This is a genomic window from Moraxella ovis (genome assembly GCF_900453105.1).
GTDB classification, from domain to species: domain Bacteria; phylum Pseudomonadota; class Gammaproteobacteria; order Pseudomonadales; family Moraxellaceae; genus Moraxella; species Moraxella ovis.
Genome location: NZ_UGPW01000001.1, coordinates 138,759 through 161,497, shown reverse-complemented (window position 1 = coordinate 161,497; position 22,739 = coordinate 138,759). Strand labels below are relative to the sequence as shown.

Genomic DNA, 22,739 nt, shown 5'->3' with positions numbered 1-22,739 from the left:
TAGTTTATGCCTGAATTACCCGAAGTTGAAACTACCAAAAAAAGCCTAGAACCCCTACTGGATCATGCCGTGACTAATGTTCACGTCTATCAGCCAAAACTCCGCTACATGATGCCGAATGACTTGGATAGCTTGGTGGGATTTTGCTTAGAGAAATTAGAACGCCGCGCCAAATATCTGCTGTTGCATTTTTATCACAAAACAGACAACAGCCGAAAGGTGCTCATGGTACATCTTGGCATGTCGGGCAGCCTCCAGCAGCATCCTATCAATGATGAGCTTGAGCCTAGAAAGCACGACCATCTCATCATATGCTTTGGTGATATTGCGCTACACTATCACGACCCCAGACGCTTTGGCATCATTCTGTGGGCAGATAATGACGATCATATCGATGATAAAGACAATGCGCGCGATCGATTTTTGAATCATTTGGGCGTTGAACCGCTTGACGAGGCTTTTAATGCTACCTATTTGTATGGGCACATTCAACGCTTTGGCAAGAAGTCCAAACCCATCACCAAGCCCATCAAGACCCTCATCATGGATCAGACGGTGGTCGTTGGCGTGGGCAATATCTATGCTGCCGAGAGCTTATTTTTATCAGGCATTCACCCAGCAAAACCTGCCAATCAACTGGACGAAATCCAAATCGAACAGCTTGTAAATCACATCAAAAACATCCTAGCCAAAGCCATCGAAAAAGGCGGTTCAACCTTACGCGACTTCACAGTGGGCAATGGTAAAACAGGCTATTTTCAGCAGACTCTGCTGGCGTATGGCAATCATGGTAAGCCTTGCATTGTATGCGGCACCATTCTTGAAAATCAAAAAATCGGCGGACGGGCCAGCGTCTACTGCCCCAATTGCCAGCCCATTTAATTTAAATTTCACATAAAAAATAAAAAACACCTTAAAAAGGTGTTTTTTTATTTTGTTCACGCTTTATTTGCAGAAAACTTCAGCAGTGTGCGGCGTGTAGATACCCAAAGTTAGCACTGTTAAACCAATGTCTTTTGGCTTTTGTAAGCTTTGAACTTTAGCAACCTTATCGGCGCCACCACAAACCTCTGCAGCATTAACGGTCTTTTCTTGACCAATGCCTGAGATATAGAAACTTTGTGACTTACTGAAAGTAGGTTCTACTTTTGCGCCACTTTGGATAAATGCAGTTTGGGTAGCACAGCCAGTTAGAGCAACCAAGCCAAGGCAAGCGATAATGTGTTTCATTGATATTCCTTAATGATTGTTTATTTGCAATAAACGCGTACTTGGCGCGGAGTATAGATGCCCGAGCTAATCGTGCCTAGAACACCATTTAGGAAACTGTGCTGAGTTTCCACCTTAGCAACATTGTTCGCGCCATTACAAACTTCAGCTGCGTTAATTTCTTGCTGCTGAGCCAACCCGCTAACAAAGAAAGTCTGAGCCTTGTCAACACTTGGTGTAGCCTGGGATTGATTGGATAGTAGGTATGTTTGAGTAGCGCAACCTGTGCTTAATGCGGCAAATACACCTAAGAATACTAGTTTCTTCATGATTACTCTCTATGGATAGAATGTTATAAAATTTAATAACATTTGCTATTATATAATATTTTTACCAAAAGGCAAGCTTTAGGTAATAAAAAACACCTTTTAGAAAGGTGTTTTTTATTGTAGATGATACTACTTACGTTCGCCCAACTTTGCGCTGATTTCACGAAGTAATACCACTTCTTCTGATGGTTCTTCAGGTGCTGCCTCTTTTTCTGAGTTACGGCGCATCTTATTCATGCCTTTAACCATCATAAAGATGATGAATACTAGGATGGTGAGTTAATAACCACTGTTAAGAAGCCACCGTAAGCAAGCATTGGCGCGCCCGCCTCTTTAAGCGCATCATAAGTCATCGGTGCGCCTGCTGGTGCATCGCCCAATAGAACGAACATGTTTTTGAAATCAATGTCATCAACAACGATGAATGCAACGATTGGCATGATGATATCTTCAACCAATAAAGTGGTGATTTTACCAAAAGCAGCACCAATGATCACACCTACTGCTAGGTCCATCACGTTGCCTTTTAGGGCAAATTCTTTAAATTCTTGAATCATACCCACGAGAGGATCTCTATTTTAAATAAACCATAAAAATACAGACCTAAATTAGGCCTGTATTAATTGTATTGACAAATACTTGAGTCATATTATAACAATAGTCGCAGCAAAAAATGTTTTTTGTATGCTATTATTGTTAAATATTGTAAATGATTATCAATCTTTTTTACGACCGAAACGCTTACGCTCATTCTCTGTCAAATAACGCTTACGGATACGGATTGATTTTGGTGTTACCTCAACCAGTTCATCATCTTCGATAAATTCAAGCGCTTGCTCTAGCGTGTATTCTAGCGCGGGAGTTAGGATGATGGCATCGTCAGAGCCAGAAGCACGAATGTTCGTTAGCTGCTTGGCTTTGGTTGGGTTAACTACCATGTCATCAGAACGCGAGTTGATACCTACGATCATGCCTTCATAAACTTCAAGCTGTGGCTTAGCGAATAGACGGCCACGTTCTTGCAAGCTAAATAGCGCATAACCCAAGCAAGTGCCTGTCACCATAGAGATCAGAACACCATTTTGACGTTTTGCCACCGAACCTTCTTTGGCAGGTCCATAATGCGAGAAGCTTGATGTCATGATGCCAGTACCTGACGTCATGGTCAAGAATGCCGAACGGAAGCCAATTAGGCCGCGTGATGGTACGGTCGCCTCAATACGGATACGGCCTTTGCCATCAACTTCCATATTGGTCAGCTCACCCTTGCGCTCGCCCATCTCTTGCATGACTGCGCCTTGGTGCTGCTCTTCTACGTCAAAAGTCACATTCTCATAAGGTTCGCTCATCACACCATCAATCTCTTTCATGATGACTTGAGGACGAGACACACCAAGTTCAAAGCCTTCACGGCGCATGTTCTCAATCAATACTGACAGGTGTAGCTCACCACGACCTGACACTTTAAATTTCTCAGGACTGTCAGTATCTTCAACACGAAGCGCCACGTTATGGATCAATTCACGATCCAGACGTTCACGAATGTTACGCGATGTGACGAATTTACCTTCTTTGCCTGCAAACGGTGAATCATTAACTTGGAAAGTCATCGAAACTGTTGGTTCATCTACTGACAAAGCAGGCAGAGCTTCAACATTGGCAGGATCGCAGATGGTATCTGAGATGTTTAGATTATCAAGACCGGTCACACACACGATGTCACCTGCTTGTGCAGAATCCACATCTACACGCTCAAGGCCGTGATAGCCCATGATTTTTAGGATACGGCCATTACGCTTATTGCCGTCTTTGTCAATTACGGTCACAGGTGTGTTCGTCTTGATTGAACCACGCTGAATACGACCAACACCGATCACGCCAACAAAGCTGTTATAATCCAGGCTTGAGATTTGCATTTGGAATGGACCATCAACGTCAACCTTTGGCGGCTCAACGATGTCTACAATGGTCTCAAATAGTGGTGTCATGTCAGATGCAAGATCATCAGGTTCAAGGCCGGCGATGCCATTAATACCTGACGCATATACAATCGGGAAATCAAGCTGTTCATCAGTCGCTTCTAAGCTGTCAAATAGATCAAAAACTTGATCAATTACCCAGTCAGCACGTGCTGCAGGTTTGTCGATTTTGTTGATGATAACAATGGGCTTAAGACCACGCGCGAATGCTTTTTGAGTTACGAAGCGCGTTTGTGGCATTGGGCCTTCTTGAGAATCCACCAGCAGTAGAACGCAGTCTACCATCGACATAACACGCTCAACCTCGCCACCGAAGTCGGCGTGTCCCGGGGTATCGACGATGTTAATGCGATATTCTGTATTGGTGCGTTTGTCCAGCCATTTAATGGCAGTATTTTTTGCCAAAATGGTGATGCCGCGCTCGCTTTCGAGTGCGTTAGAGTCCATCACACGCTCAATCTCACCTGAACGCTCGCCAAGCGCGCCAGATTGTTGTAATAGTTTATCAACTAGGGTGGTTTTACCGTGGTCAACGTGAGCAATAATTGCGATATTGCGCAAATGCTTAATGTCGTTTGCCATAAATACTCGTTTTTAATAGGGTTGCTGATTAGCAAAATTAAATAAAAGAGGATACTCTTGGATAGCTCTTATTTACTGATATGAAATAAAAGCAACCGTTCATTATAGCATAATTCACACTATAGTAAAAGTAAGCACAAATAAAAAGAACCGCCAAGTGACGGTTCTTTTTTACTGCTTACTAAAGGGTTAATTATTGTACAACCATGTCTTTAGTTTGTTCTACAGTAGAAGTTCTGTTGCCAGAGATAACCGCGATTACACGACGGTTAAGTGCACGACCTTCGTCAGTAGTGTTAGGTGCGATTGGACGATCAAAGCCATAACCAACAGCATTTAGACGGTTAGGAGCAATGCCGAACTCGTTAGATAGCATTAACTTAACAGCGTTTGCACGTGCTTCAGATAGACGTTGGTTGTATTTAGCACTTGAACGGTTGCTGTCTTTAGATGCGTGACCTTCGATTACAGCAGTTGCGTTCGGGAATTCTCTCATAGATTGCGCAACTTTCGCTACTTCTTCACGGAATTGTGGTTTGATAGCAGACTTGTCACGATCAAAGAATACACGTAGTTCACGACGTAGTTCTTCGTTTACGTTAACTTGTACTGGGCAGCCACGTGCATCAACAACTACGTTTGTAGGAGTGCCTGGGCAGGCGTCTAGATGATCAGGAACACCGTCATTGTCGCTGTCAACGATATTGTCTTCAACAATAACTACAGGTTCAACAACAACTACAGGTTCAACAACTTCTGCCACAGGAGCTACAGGAGCTGCTGGTGCTAGACGACCACCTAGAGTTACTTCTAGACCTGCTAGAGCTAGACCTTCCCACCATTTATTGTCGAAGTTATGGATTGCACGAACTTCGCCACGAAGTGCCAATGCATCATTAACTAGGTAGCGAGCACCCAAGCCAATGTTGCCAATGGTGTCTTTTGAAGTGGTTACTTCTGTACCAGCAGTTACTTTCTGATCTTTAGCAATTTTGCCATATGGTGCATTAGCATTATCTGCTTTATAGGCTGCTTGGTTTTCGATTTTAGTTTTTTGTTGACCAGCACCGATCAATACATAAGGCTTGAACTTAGTGTTAGGGTTGTAACCAGTGAACTGCTCAGTACCAATTAGGAAGTTACCGCTGATAGTACGTTGCTCAGAATCAAAACGATTAGCAGCGTCTAGATTGAATGAGCGATCAGAAGCTTTTGCGTCGCTGTTAGAAACAGCATATTCTACTTGTAATTGAGTAGATGGGGTAAGTTCTACACCAAGACCTGCACCAATCCACAGATCGCTATCAAGAGCAACACCATCTTTTACTTGATGATCTGGGTCTAATTGCTTGCCAGTACGTAGCACTTCACGTTGCTTGTCGTGAGCTTCGTCATTGTAGTGGTAGCCTAGTAGTACTGGGCTCACAGTTACACCAGCAGAAGCAGCGGTCGCTGCAGTAGCAAGTACCGCCAGAGCGATTTTATTTAGTTTCATAAATTCCTCCAAAGGAACGGTTGGTTTTTAAGAATGTGTAACACAACATTACCATGTGATATTCTACCATTAACTAATCGCCTCTGCCAACCATAATTTACCGCAGTAAGGCAAAACGTTTATTTCTGATAGATATAGGTAGCTTAACGGCATTTTAAGGATTTTACAAGCCTTTTTTTTGTAATAGCTACACAATGTTACATAAAGATGTTGATTTTTTACAAATCGCCGCTTAATCATGAATAGAAACTCAAACGCTTATTATCCAAGATTAAGCGGAACTCACGGTGTTATTATAACACATTTGCTTACAATTTTGTCAATTACGCCACAAATGCGGCTCGCATTTCTTTGACTGCTCGGTCAATCCCCATAAATACAGCATCCGCAATAATGGAATGGCCGATGTTCAGCTCATGGATGCCGTCTATCTGAGCGATATTTGCGACGTTATCTCTGGTTAATCCATGTCCTGCATTAATAAGCATGTTATCCGTTTTTGACTTAGTATACGCCACCGCTTCGCGAATACGGTCTAATTCGCGGTTAAGCGTCTGCACATCCTTATCTAAATCTGCATGTGCGTACGCACCTGTGTGAAGTTCAATCGCGTCGGCGCCGCATGATATGGCGGCATCAATCTGATGCACATCAGGGTCGATAAATAATGATACTAAAATACCCGCTGATTGTAGTTTTTTGATGAATTGAGGCAGCTCTGGCAAGTTAGTTACATCAAGCCCGCCTTCTGTGGTCACTTCTTGGCGTTTTTCGGGAACTAGGCAGACCCAAGTAGGCTTAACATCAAGAGCGATGGCAAGCATCTCGTCCGTGACAGCCATCTCCAGATTCATGCGGGTTTTAAGCTTATCTTTCATCGCATAGACATCCACATCCTTAATGTGGCGGCGATCTTCACGCAAATGCAGCGTGATGCCGTCCGCACCCGCCTGCTCGCAGATGAGCGCCACCTCGATCGGGCAAGGATAATGTACGCCGCGTGCATTTCTTAGTGTCGCTACATGATCGATATTTACCCCAAGCAGTGGCTTAGACATAGTTTTTCCTTTTAAATCAAATTATACAGACTGATATTGCAAGCTTTGTCGCCATAAGTTACGACTGTGCAGCGGCTTATATTCTAATAGATAGTCCATCACATCGCGCTGTAACTGACTAAACGATTGTAGATGCTTGACATACAAATCCTGATTACTCTGCGCACGCGCCATCTCTAGTAGATCTGAACCTAGGTATGATACTCGGCTTAATTTTTTGCCTTCATCATTGGCTTTATTAATCAATGTCGATCCAATTGGCACAAAGCCAACTTCAGGCACGAAACGATAATAACCATCGGATTCGATACTCTCACCCAAACCATCACATTCAAAATCAAGACTCACACCCAATTCATCAAATAGCGCCCTCTCGAACCGTCTGAGTGCCTGTTTTAGATCACTAAGAGAATCACAAGCTTCAATCACACCAAGCCCCCGAAGCTGCATGATCTCATCATGATAAACCTGCCAAAGCACCTCGCAAGGACTCTCAGGCACCAGCAGTCGAGACAACACCTCATTCATGTAGAGTAGCGCATACTGAGTCTGACCCATGATGGGCGTAAGGCTAACTTCTGGCGAGGGCTGTATTTGGGTGAAAGATTTTAGCGCATTCTTGCCTGTGGCGAATAGGGTCATCGGCACAAAAGACGGCATGCCACGCGCACCCACACCGCTCACCACGCCAAACTCGCTGCTAAAAAATTGATAAATTGCGCGTTTTTCTTGATAAGCTCTGGCGTGCAGAATATAGCCTGTCAGTGGTTGTTGGCGCAAGAAAATTAATACCCCAAGCTCGTCAAGGCGCGCTCATCATCGGACCAGCCTTTTTTGACTTTTACCCAAAGCGTCAGCATAATCTTACGGTCAAATAGCGCCTCCATGTCCTTGCGTGCATCGATACCGACCTGTTTAATTCTTGAGCCTTTATCGCCAATGATGATGGTTTTTTGACCTGCACGTTCGACAAAGATGGTCGCATCGATGAAGGTCACTGCTTTACGCCATTTGCCCGTCTCGGGATCTTTATGCGCAGGTTCGTCTTTAAAGGTGTCGATTTGTACGGTCAAATCATACGGCACTTCATCGCCTGATGCACGCATGATTTTCTCGCGGATAATTTCACTTGCCAAGAAGCGCTCGGAACGATCGGTGATCTGCTCAGGGTCAAAAATCGGCGGACGCACCGGCAAAAACTGCCCGATCACTTCTTTTAATCTGTCCAAATTATGCCCGCGTAATGCTGACACCGGCACAATATCTGCAAAATCAAAACTCTCACTAAATCCTTCGATCAATGGCAGCATCTGTGTTTTGTCTTTGACAGTGTCGGATTTATTGATGACCAGCACGACGGGCAGATTGGTCGCTGACAATTTCTCTAGCGTCAATAGATCATCTTCGCGCCACTGCAAGCCATCCACCACAAATAGCACCAAATCAACATCAGACAAGGCCGATACCGCAGCCTTATTCATGCGCTCATTGATGGCTTTTACTTCCTTGCTGTGAATGCCTGGGGTATCAACGAACACAATCTGCATCTCATCATCAGTCAAAATACCGTGTATACGGTGGCGCGTGGTCTGAGGCTTGCGCGACGTGATGGATAATTTTTGTCCAAGTAAGTGGTTCATGAGCGTTGATTTGCCAACGTTCGGGCGACCAACGATCGCCACAAAACCTGATTTAAAATCATCGCTAATGGTGGGTGCGCTATTTTCAAAAAATGCCGTGATCATATCATCATTGGCAGGTTCTGGCGCTTGGTTGTTATCGGTCATGTGCTACCTTGTTTTTAGATATTTAATAGCCTATTAAAACACAAAACCGCCCGTTTTTAAAGGCGGATTTGGTAATTTGACTAGGCTGAATATTATGAATTTTGAGTTTTGTTGAGCTGATTTATCATCAGTTCGGCGCATTTTTGTTCTGCTATGCGACGCGATTCGCCTGTCTGAGTGATGGGTTTGATGCCGTCTAGATTCACTCGGCAGGTTACGACGAATTTTTGGTTCGGTGCGTTGCCAATGATTTCGTCAAGCTCATACGTCGGTAAGGACTGTCGATTGCCCTGTAGCCACTCTTGAAGGCGAGATTTGGCATCTTTTAACACCTTTTCCTCGCCCACTTCTAGGATCAATGATTCGTACCAGACTTTGACAAGCTCTTTGACCAAATTCATGTCGCCACTGTCTAGATAGACCGCTGCGATCAGCGCCTCAACAGCATCTGCCAAGATTGAGGCACGATGACGACCGCCGCCCTTACGCTCGCCCACGCCCAAGATTAGATGGCGTGATAATTCAAGCTTCTCAGCGATCTGAACCAGCGTCTCTTGGCGCACCAAAGTGGCACGCATGCGTGTAAGCTTACCCTCATCATGGCGCGGAAAATGCGTAAACAGGGCTTCTGCAATGATGAGCCCAAGCAAAGCATCGCCCAAAAACTCAAGACGTTCATAGCTTTCTTTGGGATTATAAGAACGATGCGTCAAAGCACGACGTGGTAAGCCAATATCACGAAACTGATAATTTAGCTTCTCAGACAGCACCGGCAGCCCCTGCTCAAAATTGGCAAAATGAGGCAATTTATCCAGCATGGTTGTATTTCCCTTAGAGGATGATTTATTTGGGTTGGTCATTTTTCATCCAATGAAATTAACATCAATCAATCGCACCTGCTCGCCCAAAACTTGGCAGCTTAAAGCCAGGCTCCTTATGCATCCAAATATAAGTTGCCTTACCTGAGAGATTGTCTTCAGGCACAAAACCCCAATAACGAGAGTCTTGGCTACTGTCGCGATTATCGCCAAGCACAAAGTACTGACCTTCAGGCACGCGCACCGTCCACTGTCTGCCCTCTGTTGTGATGACATCAGGCGAGTTATCTTGTAGGAATTGACCGCCTGCTGATGAATTTAAATCGCCAATATAGCGGACGTTATAACGATGACTGCCTAGGCTCTCTTGGTAATAGCGCGCGTAATTTTCTTCTTCTTGACCGAATCTTGCACGCTCTTCATCGCTAAATACATGACTGCCGATTTGCGCTGGCAACAGTTTATTCACCAAAGGCTCATCCATACTGTAGCTGGTCTGCTCTGTGGTGACAGCTTCGCCGTTAATGGATAGCACACCATTATTATAAGATACCGTATCGCCAGGCAAGCCAATCACGCGCTTAATGTAGTAACGTTTCGGCTCAAGCGGGTAACGGAACACCGCCACATCCCCACGCTCAGGGCTGCCAGTATCGACAATCTTAGTGTGCGTAATAGGCAGGCGAAGCCCATAAGATGCCTTATTCACCACAATAAAATCGCCCGTGTACAATGTCGGCACCATAGAGCTAGATGGAATGTTAAATGGCTCAATCACAAACGAGCGCACAAACACGATAATCAGCAGAATCGGTAAAAACTCATACGCCCAGCGTATAAGCACATTCTCGCCCGCAGTTTCTTGATTAACCTTGGCAAGCGTTGCATCACGTTTGGCGATTTGGTAGGCTTGATGTGCGTCTTTGACAGCTTGGGGCGTGGCATCCGTGACAACCAATGTATCAACATCGCCATTTAGCTGATGTTGTTTTAGGGCAGTTTGTAGGTTATTTTGGCTTGATTTTAGCTGCTGCTGTACCGTGAGTAGATTTTTGTTGGCAATTTTTGCCACGCGATGCTGTTTTAGGGCAAACTTATCAACAAGCCAAACCACAAGCAGCACCAACGTCACCGGTACAAGCACAAGATTAATATCAAATTCCACAACGCTACCCTTTATTTAATTCATCAATTAGCTATCGACTTTTAACACCGCCAAGAACGCTTCTTGTGGGATTTCCACCGAGCCAACTTGCTTCATGCGTTTTTTACCTGCTTTTTGTTTTTCTAGCAGTTTTTTCTTACGGCTTACGTCACCACCATAACACTTGGCAAGTACGTCTTTACGCATCGCTTTAACGGTCGAACGTGCAATGATTTGGCTGCCGATGGCGGCTTGGATTGCCACATCAAACATCTGACGAGGAATCAGCTCTTTCATTTTTTCGACCAGCTGACCGCCACGGCGGCGCGCATGCTCTTGGTGAGAAATCATGGCAAGCGCATCAACTTTCTCGCCATTAATAAGCACGTCCACACGAGACAGTTTATCTGCTTGATAACGTTCAAATGCATAATCGAGTGATGCAAAACCACGCGATGCTGATTTTAGCTTATCAAAGAAATCCATCACCACTTCGCCCATCGGGATATCAAAGATCACCTGAACTTGGCGCGCCATGAACTTCATGTCCACCTGAACCCCGCGGCGCTCAATGGCAAGAGTAATCACATTACCCAAGTACTCTTGAGGCACAAGAATATGACAACGAGCGATCGGCTCACGGAATTCTTGAATGACGCCCACATCTGGCAGACGCGATGGGTTGTCCACATAGACAATGTCGCCGTTCTTCTTGACCACTTCATAAATTACCGACGGTGCGGTGGTGATCAAATCAAGGTCGTATTCGCGCTCAAGTCGCTCTTGGATAATCTCCATGTGAAGCATGCCCAAGAAGCCACAACGAAAACCAAAGCCCAGCGCATCAGAAGTGTCCGGCTCAAAGAACAGTGCCGCATCATTGATTTGTAGTTTTTGTAAGGCTTCACGGAATTTTTCAAAGTCACTTGAGTCGATTGGGAACATCCCTGCATAGACCTGCGGTGTTACCTTTTGAAAGCCTGGAATGTTCTCAACTTCTGGCGTCTTGGCAAGCGTAATGGTATCACCCACAGGCGCGCCTTGAATGTCTTTAATACCCGCAATCACAAAGCCAACTTCGCCCGCCTGTAGAATCCCTGTCTCTAAGCGTTTTGGGGTAAAGACACCGATAGATGTTACCAGATGCGACTCGCCTGTCGATTTTACAAAAATACGATCGCCGGTTTTTACCCGACCTTCGCGCACACGCACCAATGACACCACACCTAGATAATTATCAAACCATGAGTCGATAATCAATGCCTGCAATGGCGCATCGCGATCGCCTGTGGGTGCAGGGATTTTCTCCACCAGTGTTTGGAGTAGCTCGTCAATGCCCAAGCCTGTCTTGGCCGAGACGCGTGGCGCTTCTACCGCCTCAATGCCGATAATGTCTTCAATCTCTTCGATTACGCGCTCAGGCTCCACCTGAGGCAAATCAATTTTATTAAGCACAGGCAGCACTTCAAGTCCCTGCTCCACCGCTGTATAGCAGTTCGCCACTGACTGAGCCTCAACGCCTTGTGCAGCATCAACGACCAATAGCGCACCTTCACAAGCCGCCAATGAACGTGACACTTCGTAACTAAAGTCCACGTGGCCTGGCGTGTCGATGAAGTTTAGCTGATACTTTTCACCATTGGGATGATTATAGTACAGTGTAACCGACTGAGCCTTAATCGTGATGCCGCGCTCACGCTCAATATCCATGCTATCTAGGACTTGCGCTTGCATTTCACGGTCGGACAAGCCGCCGCAGACCTGAATAAAGCGGTCGGCCAAAGTGCTCTTGCCATGGTCGATATGAGCAATGATCGAGAAATTACGAATGTGGGTTAGATCGGTCATAAGTGCAATTAAAAATAAAATAATAACAGGATATTGTAGCAGTTTTTTAATTTAAAAACACTGCTAATTGAATGATTTAAGGGATTTTTTGATAATTAGTGACGGCTTAGTTACTTTTGTCATCAAGATAGGCGATCGTCCAAGGTGACGCGCCATAGAATGAGCCGTTGATCTGGGTTTGCTCGACGAGATATTCACGGAATTTTAGATAAAATTCACGATTGGGCGCGACAGGGTTCGCCCAAAATACGTCTAATGACTGCTGATCAGAAGACCCTTGATGTCATAGAGTGCACGCCCCATGATTTTGGTGGGCTTTTGATGGTAGGTGGACTGAAGTCCTGTCGTGCTATTGATGGTAATCATATCGATGCTGGCACGAATCAGGCTTGACAGATGCATGTCGCAGCCATGAAAGAACAGCTCTCAATACCGAGCGCGCGCTGTACGCCGGATATAGGCTCTATAATCACGATGACCCCGATCCAAAGGATGATGCTTAAAGAGAATCTTGGTGCCATTTGGTGCATTTATGGCAAAACTTGCCAGCACTTCGGCGATGAATTCGCGCACATCTGCATAATCACTATGATGAGTAATTTGCGAATCATTATGAACCTGCAGGCTCACCAAATAAAAGCTTTCTGCGCCATTAATAGGTGTTGTTGCAAGCTCTTATCGGGGAAATAACGCAATGCCTTGCGTATAGGTGCTATGATCCACGCCAGCATCTCCTGCCAGATATTCAGACCCCGATAATGCTCATAATGTGGATAGCGCGATTGCCCCAAAAACACCACAATGTAATAAATAATGCTTGAAACGCACAGTCGCCAAAAACGATTCGCCGTATATTTGGGTTGATCGTTGGCTTTTTTAGGGTATCGATTAGTGCTGGGTTAGGCCTTGAATATCCATTAATGCCGTGCTTTTCTAGCGTGATATAATCAGGGCGCAGCTAGCCCTCTTCAAATACAAAAAGGACACGCCCAGCTTGATAGTTACTTTGCTTGCGATGGTGTGATAAGGACGACAATCGTTAAAACATACCACCGCATCAATGTCGTACTTTTGAATAATTTCCACCAAAAATACATCAAAATTCGCCGCCTTGCCGCGATAATTATCCATTTGATCTTTATGGCAATAAAAAAATGCATCGCCAGCATTGAAATTAATCTTACGAACTTGTTTGCCTTGCTCCATCAAAACGTTGCAAAACGACAAAAAAACGCCCCCATTTTGCCCTGTAAGAGCAAGACGTTCTTGTGCTGCAATAAGTTTTAATAGTGGCGGACATGATTGCTTAGAAAATGGCTCAAATATGCTTATCTTGGCTAAAATAATGCGCTATTTTAACATAATTTTCACAATCCATTTTATTGTTTTGTGAATTTGCGTAACCGCATGGCATTAGTTTTGATTGACTGCCACATCCTTGATTGCCAAGGAATAGATACACCAAAGCTTGATTGATTATACATGTATTCGATCACGTCTTCGGGTTGCGCCAAGCCATGCCCATGAGGTAAATGATACAAAGGATATTCCACAATAACGCCATAAATTAACTCTGGCAGCGTTAGTCCATCTACTCGGTGGCGGTGATTCAGTGCGTTAATTTTGGCGGTATTATCAGACTCAACCACGTCTGTCGTCAGCCCAAAACCTGCATAAAATGGCACCCCGTAAAAAACCACCTCAAGGCCTCTTAGCAGCGCCTCGAACCCCGTCAATGAACTGATCGTATGCACCACATTGCACCCATCAAGACAGTCAGGCATGGCAACATCGGATGCCACCAGATCCGCAAGATCGTGATTGTTAGCGCGAACGATACGCAGCCCCGCCTCCACATCAGGATGTGGCTTATAGACGATGATGTCATCAGGGAAGTCAGCCCGCACTTTGGTAAGTAGCTCGCTGTTTTTTTGATCACGCTTGCGCAGCTTTGCACAGATGCATCATCTTCGACTTGACCCACAACCAAACGTACGGTTTTGTTGGGTTTTATGGTTTTTAGGTGTGATAATTTCTGAACAAACTCATGATTTTTGGTTTGAACGTTATATTTGCTGACTCGCTTGGTCAGCATGAGATACTGCAATTTCTGTGCACGAAGAATTTGCTCATCAGCTAGGTGGATATTTGTTAAAATATACTCAAGCCGGCTTGGATGATTGGCATCAAAATAAATCCCCACATCATCCATCACCACCGATAGCGGCGCAATTAAGCTTGCACCAAGGCCATTGGAACGGATAAAGCCATCCTCCATACACCAGATTCTAGATGCTTGCTTGCCCATGTTTTGCAGCTTATCAGTAAGTGATTTTTTGCTTTTTAGCCCCCACGTGACATAGCTTGTCTCATCAGACAGGGGGATTAATGCCTTTTTATCATCACGCTGAACACGTTTGGTATTCATACCATCAGTCAAAAATAGGCGCCATCTCGTTCTTGGTTTAATGATGAGATTTACCGCATCAAAGCCCAAAAAATCTTGTACAAAAGATATCTTTCATGTTTTATAAATGTGGCTATCCTTGATAAAATCATCATCAGTCAACCCAAAACCGCTGTACCAATTCACCCCAAAACAATACACTTTTTTATTAAGCAGTAACACCTCAAAACCTATGTGAGAGCTAACCGTATATACAGTACTTACCTGCTCAAGCAGTACGATGGGATTGCATTTCTCGGTAAGGTAAAAGGCTGCTCAATGTCATTTTGTGAAAAATACCCTTTGCCGGCAGGATGAGCTTTGATCCAGATATTCGCATCAGGGTATTGAGATCGCGCATGAGTAAGCATCGCAAGAAAACTTTCTTTATTTGCGCCAGCGCCTTGGATGGACGCATCACCTGCTACCTGATCAATAATCAACACATACATGCGATCATTGCCTGAAATCCTCGTTAGGTTTGGCGCATCTTGGGATTCATTATATTTAGACAGGCGATGCGTGATGATTTTATCGATTAAGCTATGCGCGTAATTTTGTTTATGATCATCCCAATGACTCATACATTCAAAGATGAGATGCTGCAGGCGATTTGGCAAAGTTAAATCAAAATACACCCCCAAATCATCCGCAATAAAGCTAGCAACAACCGTATCAGTGCCAGCGGATAATGAACGCAAAAAACCATCTTCAACGGTAATCAGTGGTAGATTATTCTCTTTGGCAAACTTCTTAGCTTTTAGACTGCTGGGCTTTTGACCCCAAACAAATACCGCATCAGCCTGAGCATCATTATGGTAAAGGTCAGCATTAAGCGCAATATGAAGCAAGGGATTACTCTTGATAATCCCCTTGGTTGCTATGGTGAGTTTTTTTGGTATAAAGGTCATTAAATCACAGACCAACGATCACACCGGTCGCCACAGCAAGCTGATAAATAATCTGAGAAAGCCCGCGAGCAATCTCTACGCGGCGCGTTTTGACTTTTGGCAATACCATGATTTCGTCACCCTCTTGGATGCGATAGGCGGTATTAACCACACTGCTTTCACCATTTTGATGCATGACAAGAATTTGTTCGCTGTCTGCATTATCATCAAACCGGCCAGATTTTGCAATGCAATCGCCTACGGTCAAATGCGCATCATAAGTAAGTGCGCCCTGTGTGCGAACTTGTCCATTGACCGTGATGACCGATGTTTTTAATGGAATATGGATCACATCACCATCAAGGAACGCAAATGGCGCCAATCGGCCTGCGATCAAAAATTCATAAAGGTTAATCTGCTGAACCAGTTGCCCAGCGCGGCGCACCTGAATGTCAATATAACTACCACGCTTAGGATCAACACCGCCCGCTCCGTCTAAATAACTTAGTACCGAGTCTGCCGCCAAGCCACCGTAATAACCAGGTTGCTTAACAAAACCGGTCACGAAAACCTTCACAGGCTGGGCATTTTCCAAAGATGCATACACACCGACATTAGAGCGACAAATGCGGCCGATGGCGGTTTGCACAACATTTTGCACCCCCGCCACTTTGACAGGGCCGACATTCGGCAAGAAAATATTGCCTTGCGGATCGACTGTCGTCGTGGCTGCGTATTGATACGCGCCCCACATGCGAACCTGAACATTATCGCCAGGGTTGATCACGTAACTGTCGTTGAACGTCGAGCCAGACGTGGTCGAAAAGACACCACGGAATAATTGCTCACCAAAAATACGTGGCTTAGTATTTACCGGTTGATAATTGCCTGAATTATTGATGATGGAGTTTGAGCCTAGGCTTGCCGCTGCCACCGCTTCAGATTTGTGGCCTCAGCAGGCACTTGACGACCATCCACGACGCAGCCAAGCGACCCACATTGTTCGCTGGATTAGCAAACGCACTTTGCGATAATGATACGCCGATCAGCATCGATACTGCCAAACCAAGGCTTGTTTTGGAAAATTTCATAACCATTCTTACATTATTCGCCAACTTATTTCGCATGATTGCGAATGACTGACAGCACCAACACAATAAAACCGTACAAGATCAGCAGCAACGCCAATGATGTTTCAATCACATAAGACTTGCGCGGATACAGCGCTTCTTCTGCCAGATGCGGCGATGAAATCACAATAAGATTCTTCATCTTGCGAATCGCCTCAATGCGCGAACTCTCAAGCGAGGTTAATACCAATTTATAAAGCTCTCCTGCAAATTCAACATCGGACTTGATGCTTTCAAATTGAGCGGTTTGCTCGTTAAGTTTACTGTCATTTGGCGAGGTTAGCTTGCCTTGCTCATCACAAATTTGCTTCTCTACCGAAGTAATTTGGCTACGCAGACTAACAATTTGAGGCGCTTCTGGATTTAGGTAGCTAAGCAGCTGACGCTCTTCGGTTCTAAGGCTACTTAGTTGGGCTTGTGAGGTTGCAATGACTTGATTGACAATTTGTGCGTTGGTTTGAGGATCAAAGATCTCATTGGCATTTTGATAATCAAGCATGGCTTTTTTGGTGTCGTTCAGACGCGCTTCGGCTTCTTGAACTTGCGTGGTCGCAAAAGCCAATTGTTCTTTTGCCACTTTTTTGGAAAATGAAGTCAGAACCGGTTAAATGATAATTTTTACGAAACTCAAATTTCTTATCCAATTTATCAATCATGTCGTCTGACAGAATGTACTTGGTCAAATACAATGCATTATCCCGACTGGTGTTATTCACACACAGTAGCGCAGAGATGCCAGAAGCAGACATTGCCTGCTCGCTGACCTGCTTAATCACCACATTGGATGTGCTAACATACCTAGGATTTGCCAAAAGCAAAACGTAGGCAATGATTGCAATCCAAGGTATAATCACAACGCCAACAAATAACAGCTGACTGATGCGTTTATTTTTTAGTTTGGTGGACATGTTCTTTATATACCTCAATTGCTTCTTTCACATTATGAAAAACTCGTGCCATCTGATCCATCAGCACAATACCAACATCGCAATTACGCTCAATATCGCCTAGGTTATGCGAAACAACCAAAAATCCAGCTTGCTCGCGTCGCGCTTGTAGAATCTCCTCACTTCTTTTGCGAAATGCTGCATCGCCTAGAGCACCGACTTCATCAAGCATATAATAATCAAAATCAAACGCCAAGGAAAGACCAAAGGTCAATCGCGCTCTCATGCCCGAAGAATAGCTTTTGACAGGCATGTCAAAATACTTACCAACGTCGGCAAACTCTTCCACAAAGCGGATCTTTTCGTCAATATAATCACCACTTGAATAAAGACAGCAGACAAAGCGAACATTTTGACGACCTGTCAAGCTGCCCTGAAAGCCGCCTGCAACACCGACAGGCCATGAAATGGTACTATTTGGTCAGCACCTCTCCAGAGTCTGGCTCATTCAGCCCACAAATGATGCGCAGCAGCGTGGATTTGTCTGCGCCATTTCTGCCAAGCAATCCTACAGACTGCTTGTCCCCAATGGTTAAATTCAAATCTTGGAATAGATAATGCCTACCATGTGGCGTCTTAAAAGATTTGGTGATGTTTTTAATCTCAATCATAATATCACTTCGTGCGAATTAGATCTCTTTCAAATGCTTTATACAAAAGCAAGCCTAAAAAATTCATACAAATTGTCCATTTGATAAAATAGCTCATGCTCACATGATAAATCGGGTAAGTTGGCGATAAAGCATGACGAATCAAGGTTGTGAATAAAAGGATTGTACATAAGATACGACAAATAAGGCTCAGGTATCATGTGTGCCGAATAAAGGACCCCAGAAATGAAGTACAATATGGTAAACACAATACTAATCACCTTACTCAATTCGCCATCATAATGTCCCACAATCATCAAAATCATTGCCAAACCAAAAGCAAAGAAAAACATCATGAGCCAACAAAAAAGCACAACATCCAAGTGTGCAACACTAAATGTAATACCAAAATCAGTATTACAAAGGTGACAAAATATATAATAAGCTCAAGCACAGATCGTGCAATGATTACATCAATATGGCGCACTGCACGATACATTAATAGCCCTGCATTGGCTGATACTGCACCTAGTCAGCGTGTGGCAATTCTTTGCATCATAAAGAAAGATGTAAATCCGGCCACCAAAAACAGCATATAATCCATGCCTGGCAGCGCACGCTTCATGATTGTACCAAAGATGACTCATAATGGCCATCCGCAAAATCACCTCTAAAGGCGCCCAAAGATAATCCAAACGATAGCTACCAAAGCGGGTCTGTGATTCGGGCATAAGCAAAGCATGAAAAGCAGCAATCATGACTGCTAATCCACTTCGCTTCTTTACGGGGCGATAAGGTGGTAATTGAACTGCCATAAAACAATTTATTCAATAAAATCAGCCAAATATTTTAGTATACGACAAAGTTAAAAACTACTAACAAAACCACCAATAAAAAACCACCCCCATTAATGACGGGGGTGGCTTCAAATAAGATGCTGACGATGACCTACTCTCACATGGGCGAACCACACTACCATCGGCGCTAAGACGTTTCACTTCTGAGTTCGGGAAGGGATCAGGTGGTTCCATCTTGCTATTGTCGTCAGCGTAAAAGGATAACAACGCTATTTATGAGTCTGTTGTTTTATTTTTTACTTTAAATTTTAATTTTTAAAGTTTTAACTTTTTAAGTTAAGTTATTCAAGATTGATTCAAGCTTGTTAGGTAAAATCTTTACACTTATCTCATACTAAACCACTTGGGTGTTGTATGGTCAAGCCAAACGAGCAATTAGTATTGGTTAGCTACACATGTCACCATGCTTCCACACCCAACCTATCAACGTCGTCGTCTACAACGGCTCTTTGGGGAAATCTTATCTTGAGGTGGGCTTCCCGCTTAGATGCTTTCAGCGGTTATCCCATCCGAACATAGCTACCCGGCAATGCTTCTGGCGAAACAACCGGAACACCAGAGGTTCGTCCACTCTGGTCCTCTCGTACTAGGAGCAGATCCTCTCAAATTTCCAACGCCCACGGTAGATAGGGACCGAACTGTCTCACGACGTTCTAAACCCAGCTCGCGTACCTCTTTAAATGGCGAACAGCCATACCCTTGGGACCTGCTTCAGCCCCAGGATGAGATGAGCCGACATCGAGGTGCCAAACACCGCCGTCGATATGAACTCTTGGGCGGTATCAGCCTGTTATCCCCAGAGTACCTTTTATCCGTTGAGCGATGGCCCTTCCATACAGAACCACCGGATCACTAAGACCTACTTTCGTACCTGCTCGACTTGTGGGTCTCGCAGTTAAGCGCGCTTTTGCCTTTATACTCTTTGAACGATTTCCGACCGTTCTGAGCGCACCTTCGTACTCCTCCGTTACTCTTTAGGAGGAGACCGCCCCAGTCAAACTACCCACCATACATTGTCCTTGATATTGTTGTATCTAAGTTAGAACCCCAACATAACCAGGGTGGTATTTCAAGGATGGCTCCATGCAAACTGGCGTTCACACTTCAAAGCCTCCCACCTATCCTACACAAGTTAGGTCAAAGTTCAATGTAAAGCTGTAGTAAAGGTTCACGGGGTCTTTCCGTCTAGCCGCGGGTACACAGCATCTTCACTGCGATTTCGATTTCACTGAGTCTCTGCTGGAGACAGCGCTGCCATCATTATGCCATTCGTGCAGGTCGGAACTTACCCGACAAGGAATTTCGCTACCTTAGGACCGTTATAGTTACGGCCGCCGTTTACTGGGGCTTCGATCAAGAGCTTCGCATACGCTAACCCCATCAATTAACCTTCCAGCACCGGGCAGGCATCACACCCTATACGTCCACTTTCGTGTTTGCAGAGTGCTGTGTTTTTAATAAACAGTTGCAGCAGCCTGGTATCTGCGACTGCCAACAGCTCATAAAGCAAGTTTAATTACCGTCGGCAGCGTACCTTCTCCCGAAGTTACGGTACCATTTTGCCTAGTTCCTTCAGCAGAGTTCTCTCAAGCGCCTTAGTATTCTCTACCTGACCACCTGTGTCGGTTTCGGGTACGATTTGTTTATGACTATCGCTTAGAAGCTTTTCCTGGAAGCAGGGTATTTGCCACTTCGCCAGCAAGCTGGCTTGCTATCAGATCTCAGTAATAGCTTGGCGGATTTGCCTACCAAGCCTACCTACATCCTTTCACCTGGACAACCAACGCCAGGCTGACATAACCTTCTCCGTCCCTCCATCGCATCATAAACAAGTATTGGAATATTAACCAATTTCCCATCGACTACGCCTTTCGGCCTCGCCTTAGGGGTCGACTCACCCAGCCCCGATTAACGTTGGACTGGAACCCTTGGTCTTTCGGCGAACGGGCTTTTCACCCGTTTTGTCGTTACTCACGTCAGCATTCGCTCTTGTGATACCTCCAGCATACCTTACGATACACCTTCACAGGCTTACACAACGCTCCCCTACCACTTAATTGAAACAATTAAATCCGCAGCTTCGGCTCCTAGTTTGAGCCCCGTTACATCTTCCGCGCAGGTCGACTCGACTAGTGAGCTATTACGCTTTCTTTAAATGATGGCTGCTTCTAAGCCAACATCCTAGCTGTCTGTGCCTTCCCACATCGTTTCCCACTTAACTAGGAATTTGGGGCCTTAGCTGGCGGTCTGGGTTGTTTCCCTCTTGACGACGGACGTTAGCACCCGCCGTCTGTCTCCCGGATAGTACTCATCGGTATTCGGAGTTTGCATCGGTTTGGTAAGTCGGGATGACCCCCTAGCCGAAACAGTGCTCTACCCCCAATGGTATTCGTCCGAGGCGCTACCTAAATAGCTTTCGGGGAGAACCAGCTATCACCGAGTTTGATTAGCCTTTCACCCCTATCCACAAGTCATCCCCTGGCTTTTCAACGACAGTGGGTTCGGTCCTCCGGTGCCTGTTACGGCACTTTCAACCTGCTCATGGATAGATCACTCGGTTTCGGGTCTATACCCTGCAACTAAGACGCCCTATTAAGACTCGGTTTCCCTACGGCTCCCCTAAACGGTTAACCTTGCTACAGAATATAAGTCGCTGACCCATTATACAAAAGGTACGCCGTCACCCAACAAGTGGGCTCCGACTGCTTGTATGCACACGGTTTCAGGTTCTATTTCACTCCCCTAACAGGGGTTCTTTTCGCCTTTCCCTCACGGTACTGGTTCACTATCGGTCAGTCAGGAGTATTTAGCCTTGGAGGATGGTCCCCCCATCTTCAGACAAGATTTCACGTGTCTCGCCCTACTTAATGTGTCGCATTTGCAGTTTCGCATACAGGACTATCACCTACTATGGTTGGCTTTCCCACGCCATTTTGCTACTACAAGTTTGATCGGCTACTCCCCGTTCGCTCGCCGCTACTTGGGGAATCTCTATTGATGTCTTTTCCTCGGGGTACTGAGATGTTTCACTTCTCCCGGTTTGCCTCCTAACCAAAGGTTAGGATAGCCAACTTATGTTGGCTGGGTTTCCCCATTCAGAAATCGCCGGGTCACAGGATATTGCCACCTCACCGACGCTTATCGCAGGCTATCACGTCTTTCATCGCCTCTGACTGCCAAGGCATCCACCATGTGCACTTCATTACTTGACCATACAACCCCAAGTAGTCTTGGTGTCATAAGGGTAATGTGTAACGATTTACCTATGTTTACGCTTGATTCAGTTCTCTTTACTTTGGTTAATTATTTTGTTGGAAATAAATAATTAACCCAGACTCATATATACGTTGTTAAATAGTGATATAAACTTCGTCAGTTTATAAAGTTAAAGCATAAATAAGAAATCTTATTTAAATTGCTTATGTATGCTTTTGATGTTTAATAATGGTGGAGTTAAGGAGAGTCGAACTCCTGACCTCCTGCGTGCAAGGCAGGCGCTCTACCAACTGAGCTATAACCCCATTTGTTAATGGTGGGTCTAATAAGACTTGAACTTATGACCCCCGCGTTATCAACACGGTGCTCTAACCAACTGAGCTATAGACCCGTTTTAAACATCTTACTAAAGAA

At 44.9% G+C, this 22,739-nt stretch carries 20 protein-coding genes, 2 tRNA genes, 2 rRNA genes and 3 pseudogenes; 1 reads left to right on the top strand and 26 read right to left on the bottom strand.

Going from position 1 to position 22,739, the window contains the following annotated elements; genetic code table 11:
• Positions 1-6 precede the first annotated feature (6 nt).
• On the top strand, positions 7-882 hold the full coding sequence (gene mutM / locus DYD54_RS00790) for a bifunctional DNA-formamidopyrimidine glycosylase/DNA-(apurinic or apyrimidinic site) lyase (RefSeq protein ID WP_063513350.1): 876 nt from the start codon (positions 7-9) through the stop codon (positions 880-882).
• A 63-nt stretch (positions 883-945) separates the two neighbouring features.
• On the opposite strand, the gene DYD54_RS00785 is transcribed toward mutM, so the two are convergent.
• The 26 genes and pseudogenes from DYD54_RS00785 to DYD54_RS00670 all read right to left on the bottom strand — a co-directional run bounded on the left by DYD54_RS00785 (position 946) and on the right by DYD54_RS00670 (position 22,716).
• A complete protein-coding gene (locus tag DYD54_RS00785) occupies positions 946-1,230 on the bottom strand; it encodes a Bor family protein (RefSeq protein WP_046695915.1) in 285 nt (94 codons plus the stop codon).
• A gap of 20 nt (positions 1,231-1,250) precedes the next feature.
• Positions 1,251-1,538 (bottom strand): Bor family protein, encoded by a 288-nt coding sequence (locus DYD54_RS00780; RefSeq protein ID WP_063513349.1) that lies wholly within the window; start codon positions 1,536-1,538, stop codon positions 1,251-1,253.
• Between the two features lie 129 nt (positions 1,539-1,667).
• Positions 1,668-2,101, bottom strand: a pseudogene (mscL, locus tag DYD54_RS00775) (large conductance mechanosensitive channel protein MscL).
• 153 nt (positions 2,102-2,254) lie between these two features.
• The gene (gene typA, locus DYD54_RS00770) at positions 2,255-4,099 is read right to left on the bottom strand and encodes a translational GTPase TypA (RefSeq protein WP_036361878.1); all 1,845 of its coding nucleotides are present in this window, start codon (positions 4,097-4,099) and stop codon (positions 2,255-2,257) included.
• A 193-nt stretch (positions 4,100-4,292) separates the two neighbouring features.
• On the bottom strand, positions 4,293-5,594 hold the full coding sequence (locus DYD54_RS00765; RefSeq protein WP_063513348.1) for an OmpA family protein: 1,302 nt from the start codon (positions 5,592-5,594) through the stop codon (positions 4,293-4,295).
• 323 nt (positions 5,595-5,917) lie between these two features.
• On the bottom strand, positions 5,918-6,652 hold the full coding sequence (gene pdxJ, locus DYD54_RS00760; protein WP_063513347.1) for a pyridoxine 5'-phosphate synthase: 735 nt from the start codon (positions 6,650-6,652) through the stop codon (positions 5,918-5,920).
• A 21-nt stretch (positions 6,653-6,673) separates the two neighbouring features.
• A complete protein-coding gene (gene recO, locus DYD54_RS00755) occupies positions 6,674-7,432 on the bottom strand; it encodes a DNA repair protein RecO (RefSeq protein WP_063513346.1) in 759 nt (252 codons plus the stop codon).
• Positions 7,433-7,437: 5 nt separating this feature from the next.
• Positions 7,438-8,439, bottom strand: a complete 1,002-nt coding sequence (era, locus tag DYD54_RS00750; protein WP_036361891.1) for a GTPase Era — start codon at positions 8,437-8,439, stop codon at positions 7,438-7,440.
• A 92-nt stretch (positions 8,440-8,531) separates the two neighbouring features.
• Entirely contained in the window at positions 8,532-9,299 is a 768-nt protein-coding gene (gene rnc / locus DYD54_RS00745) for a ribonuclease III (RefSeq protein WP_063513345.1), read from the bottom strand.
• A gap of 22 nt (positions 9,300-9,321) precedes the next feature.
• Complete coding sequence (gene lepB, locus DYD54_RS00740) at positions 9,322-10,158, bottom strand: signal peptidase I (protein ID WP_370446604.1); 837 nt, start codon at positions 10,156-10,158, stop codon at positions 9,322-9,324.
• Between the two features lie 291 nt (positions 10,159-10,449).
• Entirely contained in the window at positions 10,450-12,249 is a 1,800-nt protein-coding gene (lepA, locus tag DYD54_RS00735; protein ID WP_063513343.1) for a translation elongation factor 4, read from the bottom strand.
• A 106-nt stretch (positions 12,250-12,355) separates the two neighbouring features.
• Positions 12,356-12,879: pseudogene (locus tag DYD54_RS11675) on the bottom strand (capsular polysaccharide export protein, LipB/KpsS family).
• A 303-nt stretch (positions 12,880-13,182) separates the two neighbouring features.
• Positions 13,183-13,476 carry a hypothetical protein gene (locus tag DYD54_RS11670; protein ID WP_228703571.1) on the bottom strand — a complete coding sequence of 98 codons (294 nt, stop codon included), beginning with the start codon at positions 13,474-13,476 and terminating at the stop codon, positions 13,183-13,185.
• A gap of 152 nt (positions 13,477-13,628) precedes the next feature.
• The gene (locus DYD54_RS11335; RefSeq protein WP_256594018.1) at positions 13,629-14,156 is read right to left on the bottom strand and encodes a capsular polysaccharide export protein, LipB/KpsS family; all 528 of its coding nucleotides are present in this window, start codon (positions 14,154-14,156) and stop codon (positions 13,629-13,631) included.
• Positions 14,157-14,212: 56 nt separating this feature from the next.
• Positions 14,213-14,677, bottom strand: a pseudogene (locus DYD54_RS00720) (capsular polysaccharide export protein, LipB/KpsS family); the annotation flags it as partial.
• Between the two features lie 93 nt (positions 14,678-14,770).
• Positions 14,771-14,932: a capsular polysaccharide export protein, LipB/KpsS family gene (locus DYD54_RS11875; RefSeq protein ID WP_370446603.1), complete on the bottom strand. Its 162-nt coding sequence runs from the start codon at positions 14,930-14,932 to the stop codon at positions 14,771-14,773.
• Positions 14,917-15,546, bottom strand: coding sequence for a capsular polysaccharide export protein, LipB/KpsS family (locus DYD54_RS00710; RefSeq protein WP_167541379.1), 630 nt, complete (start codon positions 15,544-15,546; stop codon positions 14,917-14,919). The genes DYD54_RS11875 and DYD54_RS00710 overlap by 16 nt, the downstream gene beginning before the upstream one ends.
• Positions 15,547-15,610: 64 nt before the next feature.
• A complete protein-coding gene (locus DYD54_RS00705; RefSeq protein WP_063513339.1) occupies positions 15,611-16,519 on the bottom strand; it encodes a polysaccharide biosynthesis/export family protein in 909 nt (302 codons plus the stop codon).
• A 182-nt stretch (positions 16,520-16,701) separates the two neighbouring features.
• Entirely contained in the window at positions 16,702-17,292 is a 591-nt protein-coding gene (locus DYD54_RS11665) for a KpsE/RkpR family capsule polysaccharide export protein (protein ID WP_228703570.1), read from the bottom strand.
• Positions 17,207-17,623 carry a hypothetical protein gene (locus DYD54_RS11660; RefSeq protein WP_063513337.1) on the bottom strand — a complete coding sequence of 139 codons (417 nt, stop codon included), beginning with the start codon at positions 17,621-17,623 and terminating at the stop codon, positions 17,207-17,209. The genes DYD54_RS11665 and DYD54_RS11660 overlap by 86 nt, the downstream gene beginning before the upstream one ends.
• Positions 17,601-18,029 (bottom strand): ABC transporter ATP-binding protein, encoded by a 429-nt coding sequence (locus tag DYD54_RS11655; protein ID WP_228703569.1) that lies wholly within the window; start codon positions 18,027-18,029, stop codon positions 17,601-17,603. The genes DYD54_RS11660 and DYD54_RS11655 overlap by 23 nt, the downstream gene beginning before the upstream one ends.
• A 46-nt stretch (positions 18,030-18,075) precedes the next feature.
• The gene (locus DYD54_RS11650; protein WP_228703568.1) at positions 18,076-18,273 is read right to left on the bottom strand and encodes an ATP-binding cassette domain-containing protein; all 198 of its coding nucleotides are present in this window, start codon (positions 18,271-18,273) and stop codon (positions 18,076-18,078) included.
• A 914-nt stretch (positions 18,274-19,187) separates the two neighbouring features.
• Positions 19,188-19,301 (bottom strand): 5S ribosomal RNA (gene rrf / locus DYD54_RS00685).
• Positions 19,302-19,463: 162 nt separating this feature from the next.
• Positions 19,464-22,321 (bottom strand): 23S ribosomal RNA (locus DYD54_RS00680).
• A 233-nt stretch (positions 22,322-22,554) separates the two neighbouring features.
• Positions 22,555-22,630 (bottom strand) — tRNA-Ala (locus DYD54_RS00675).
• A gap of 9 nt (positions 22,631-22,639) precedes the next feature.
• A tRNA-Ile gene (locus DYD54_RS00670) sits at positions 22,640-22,716 on the bottom strand.
• Positions 22,717-22,739 lie beyond the last annotated feature (23 nt).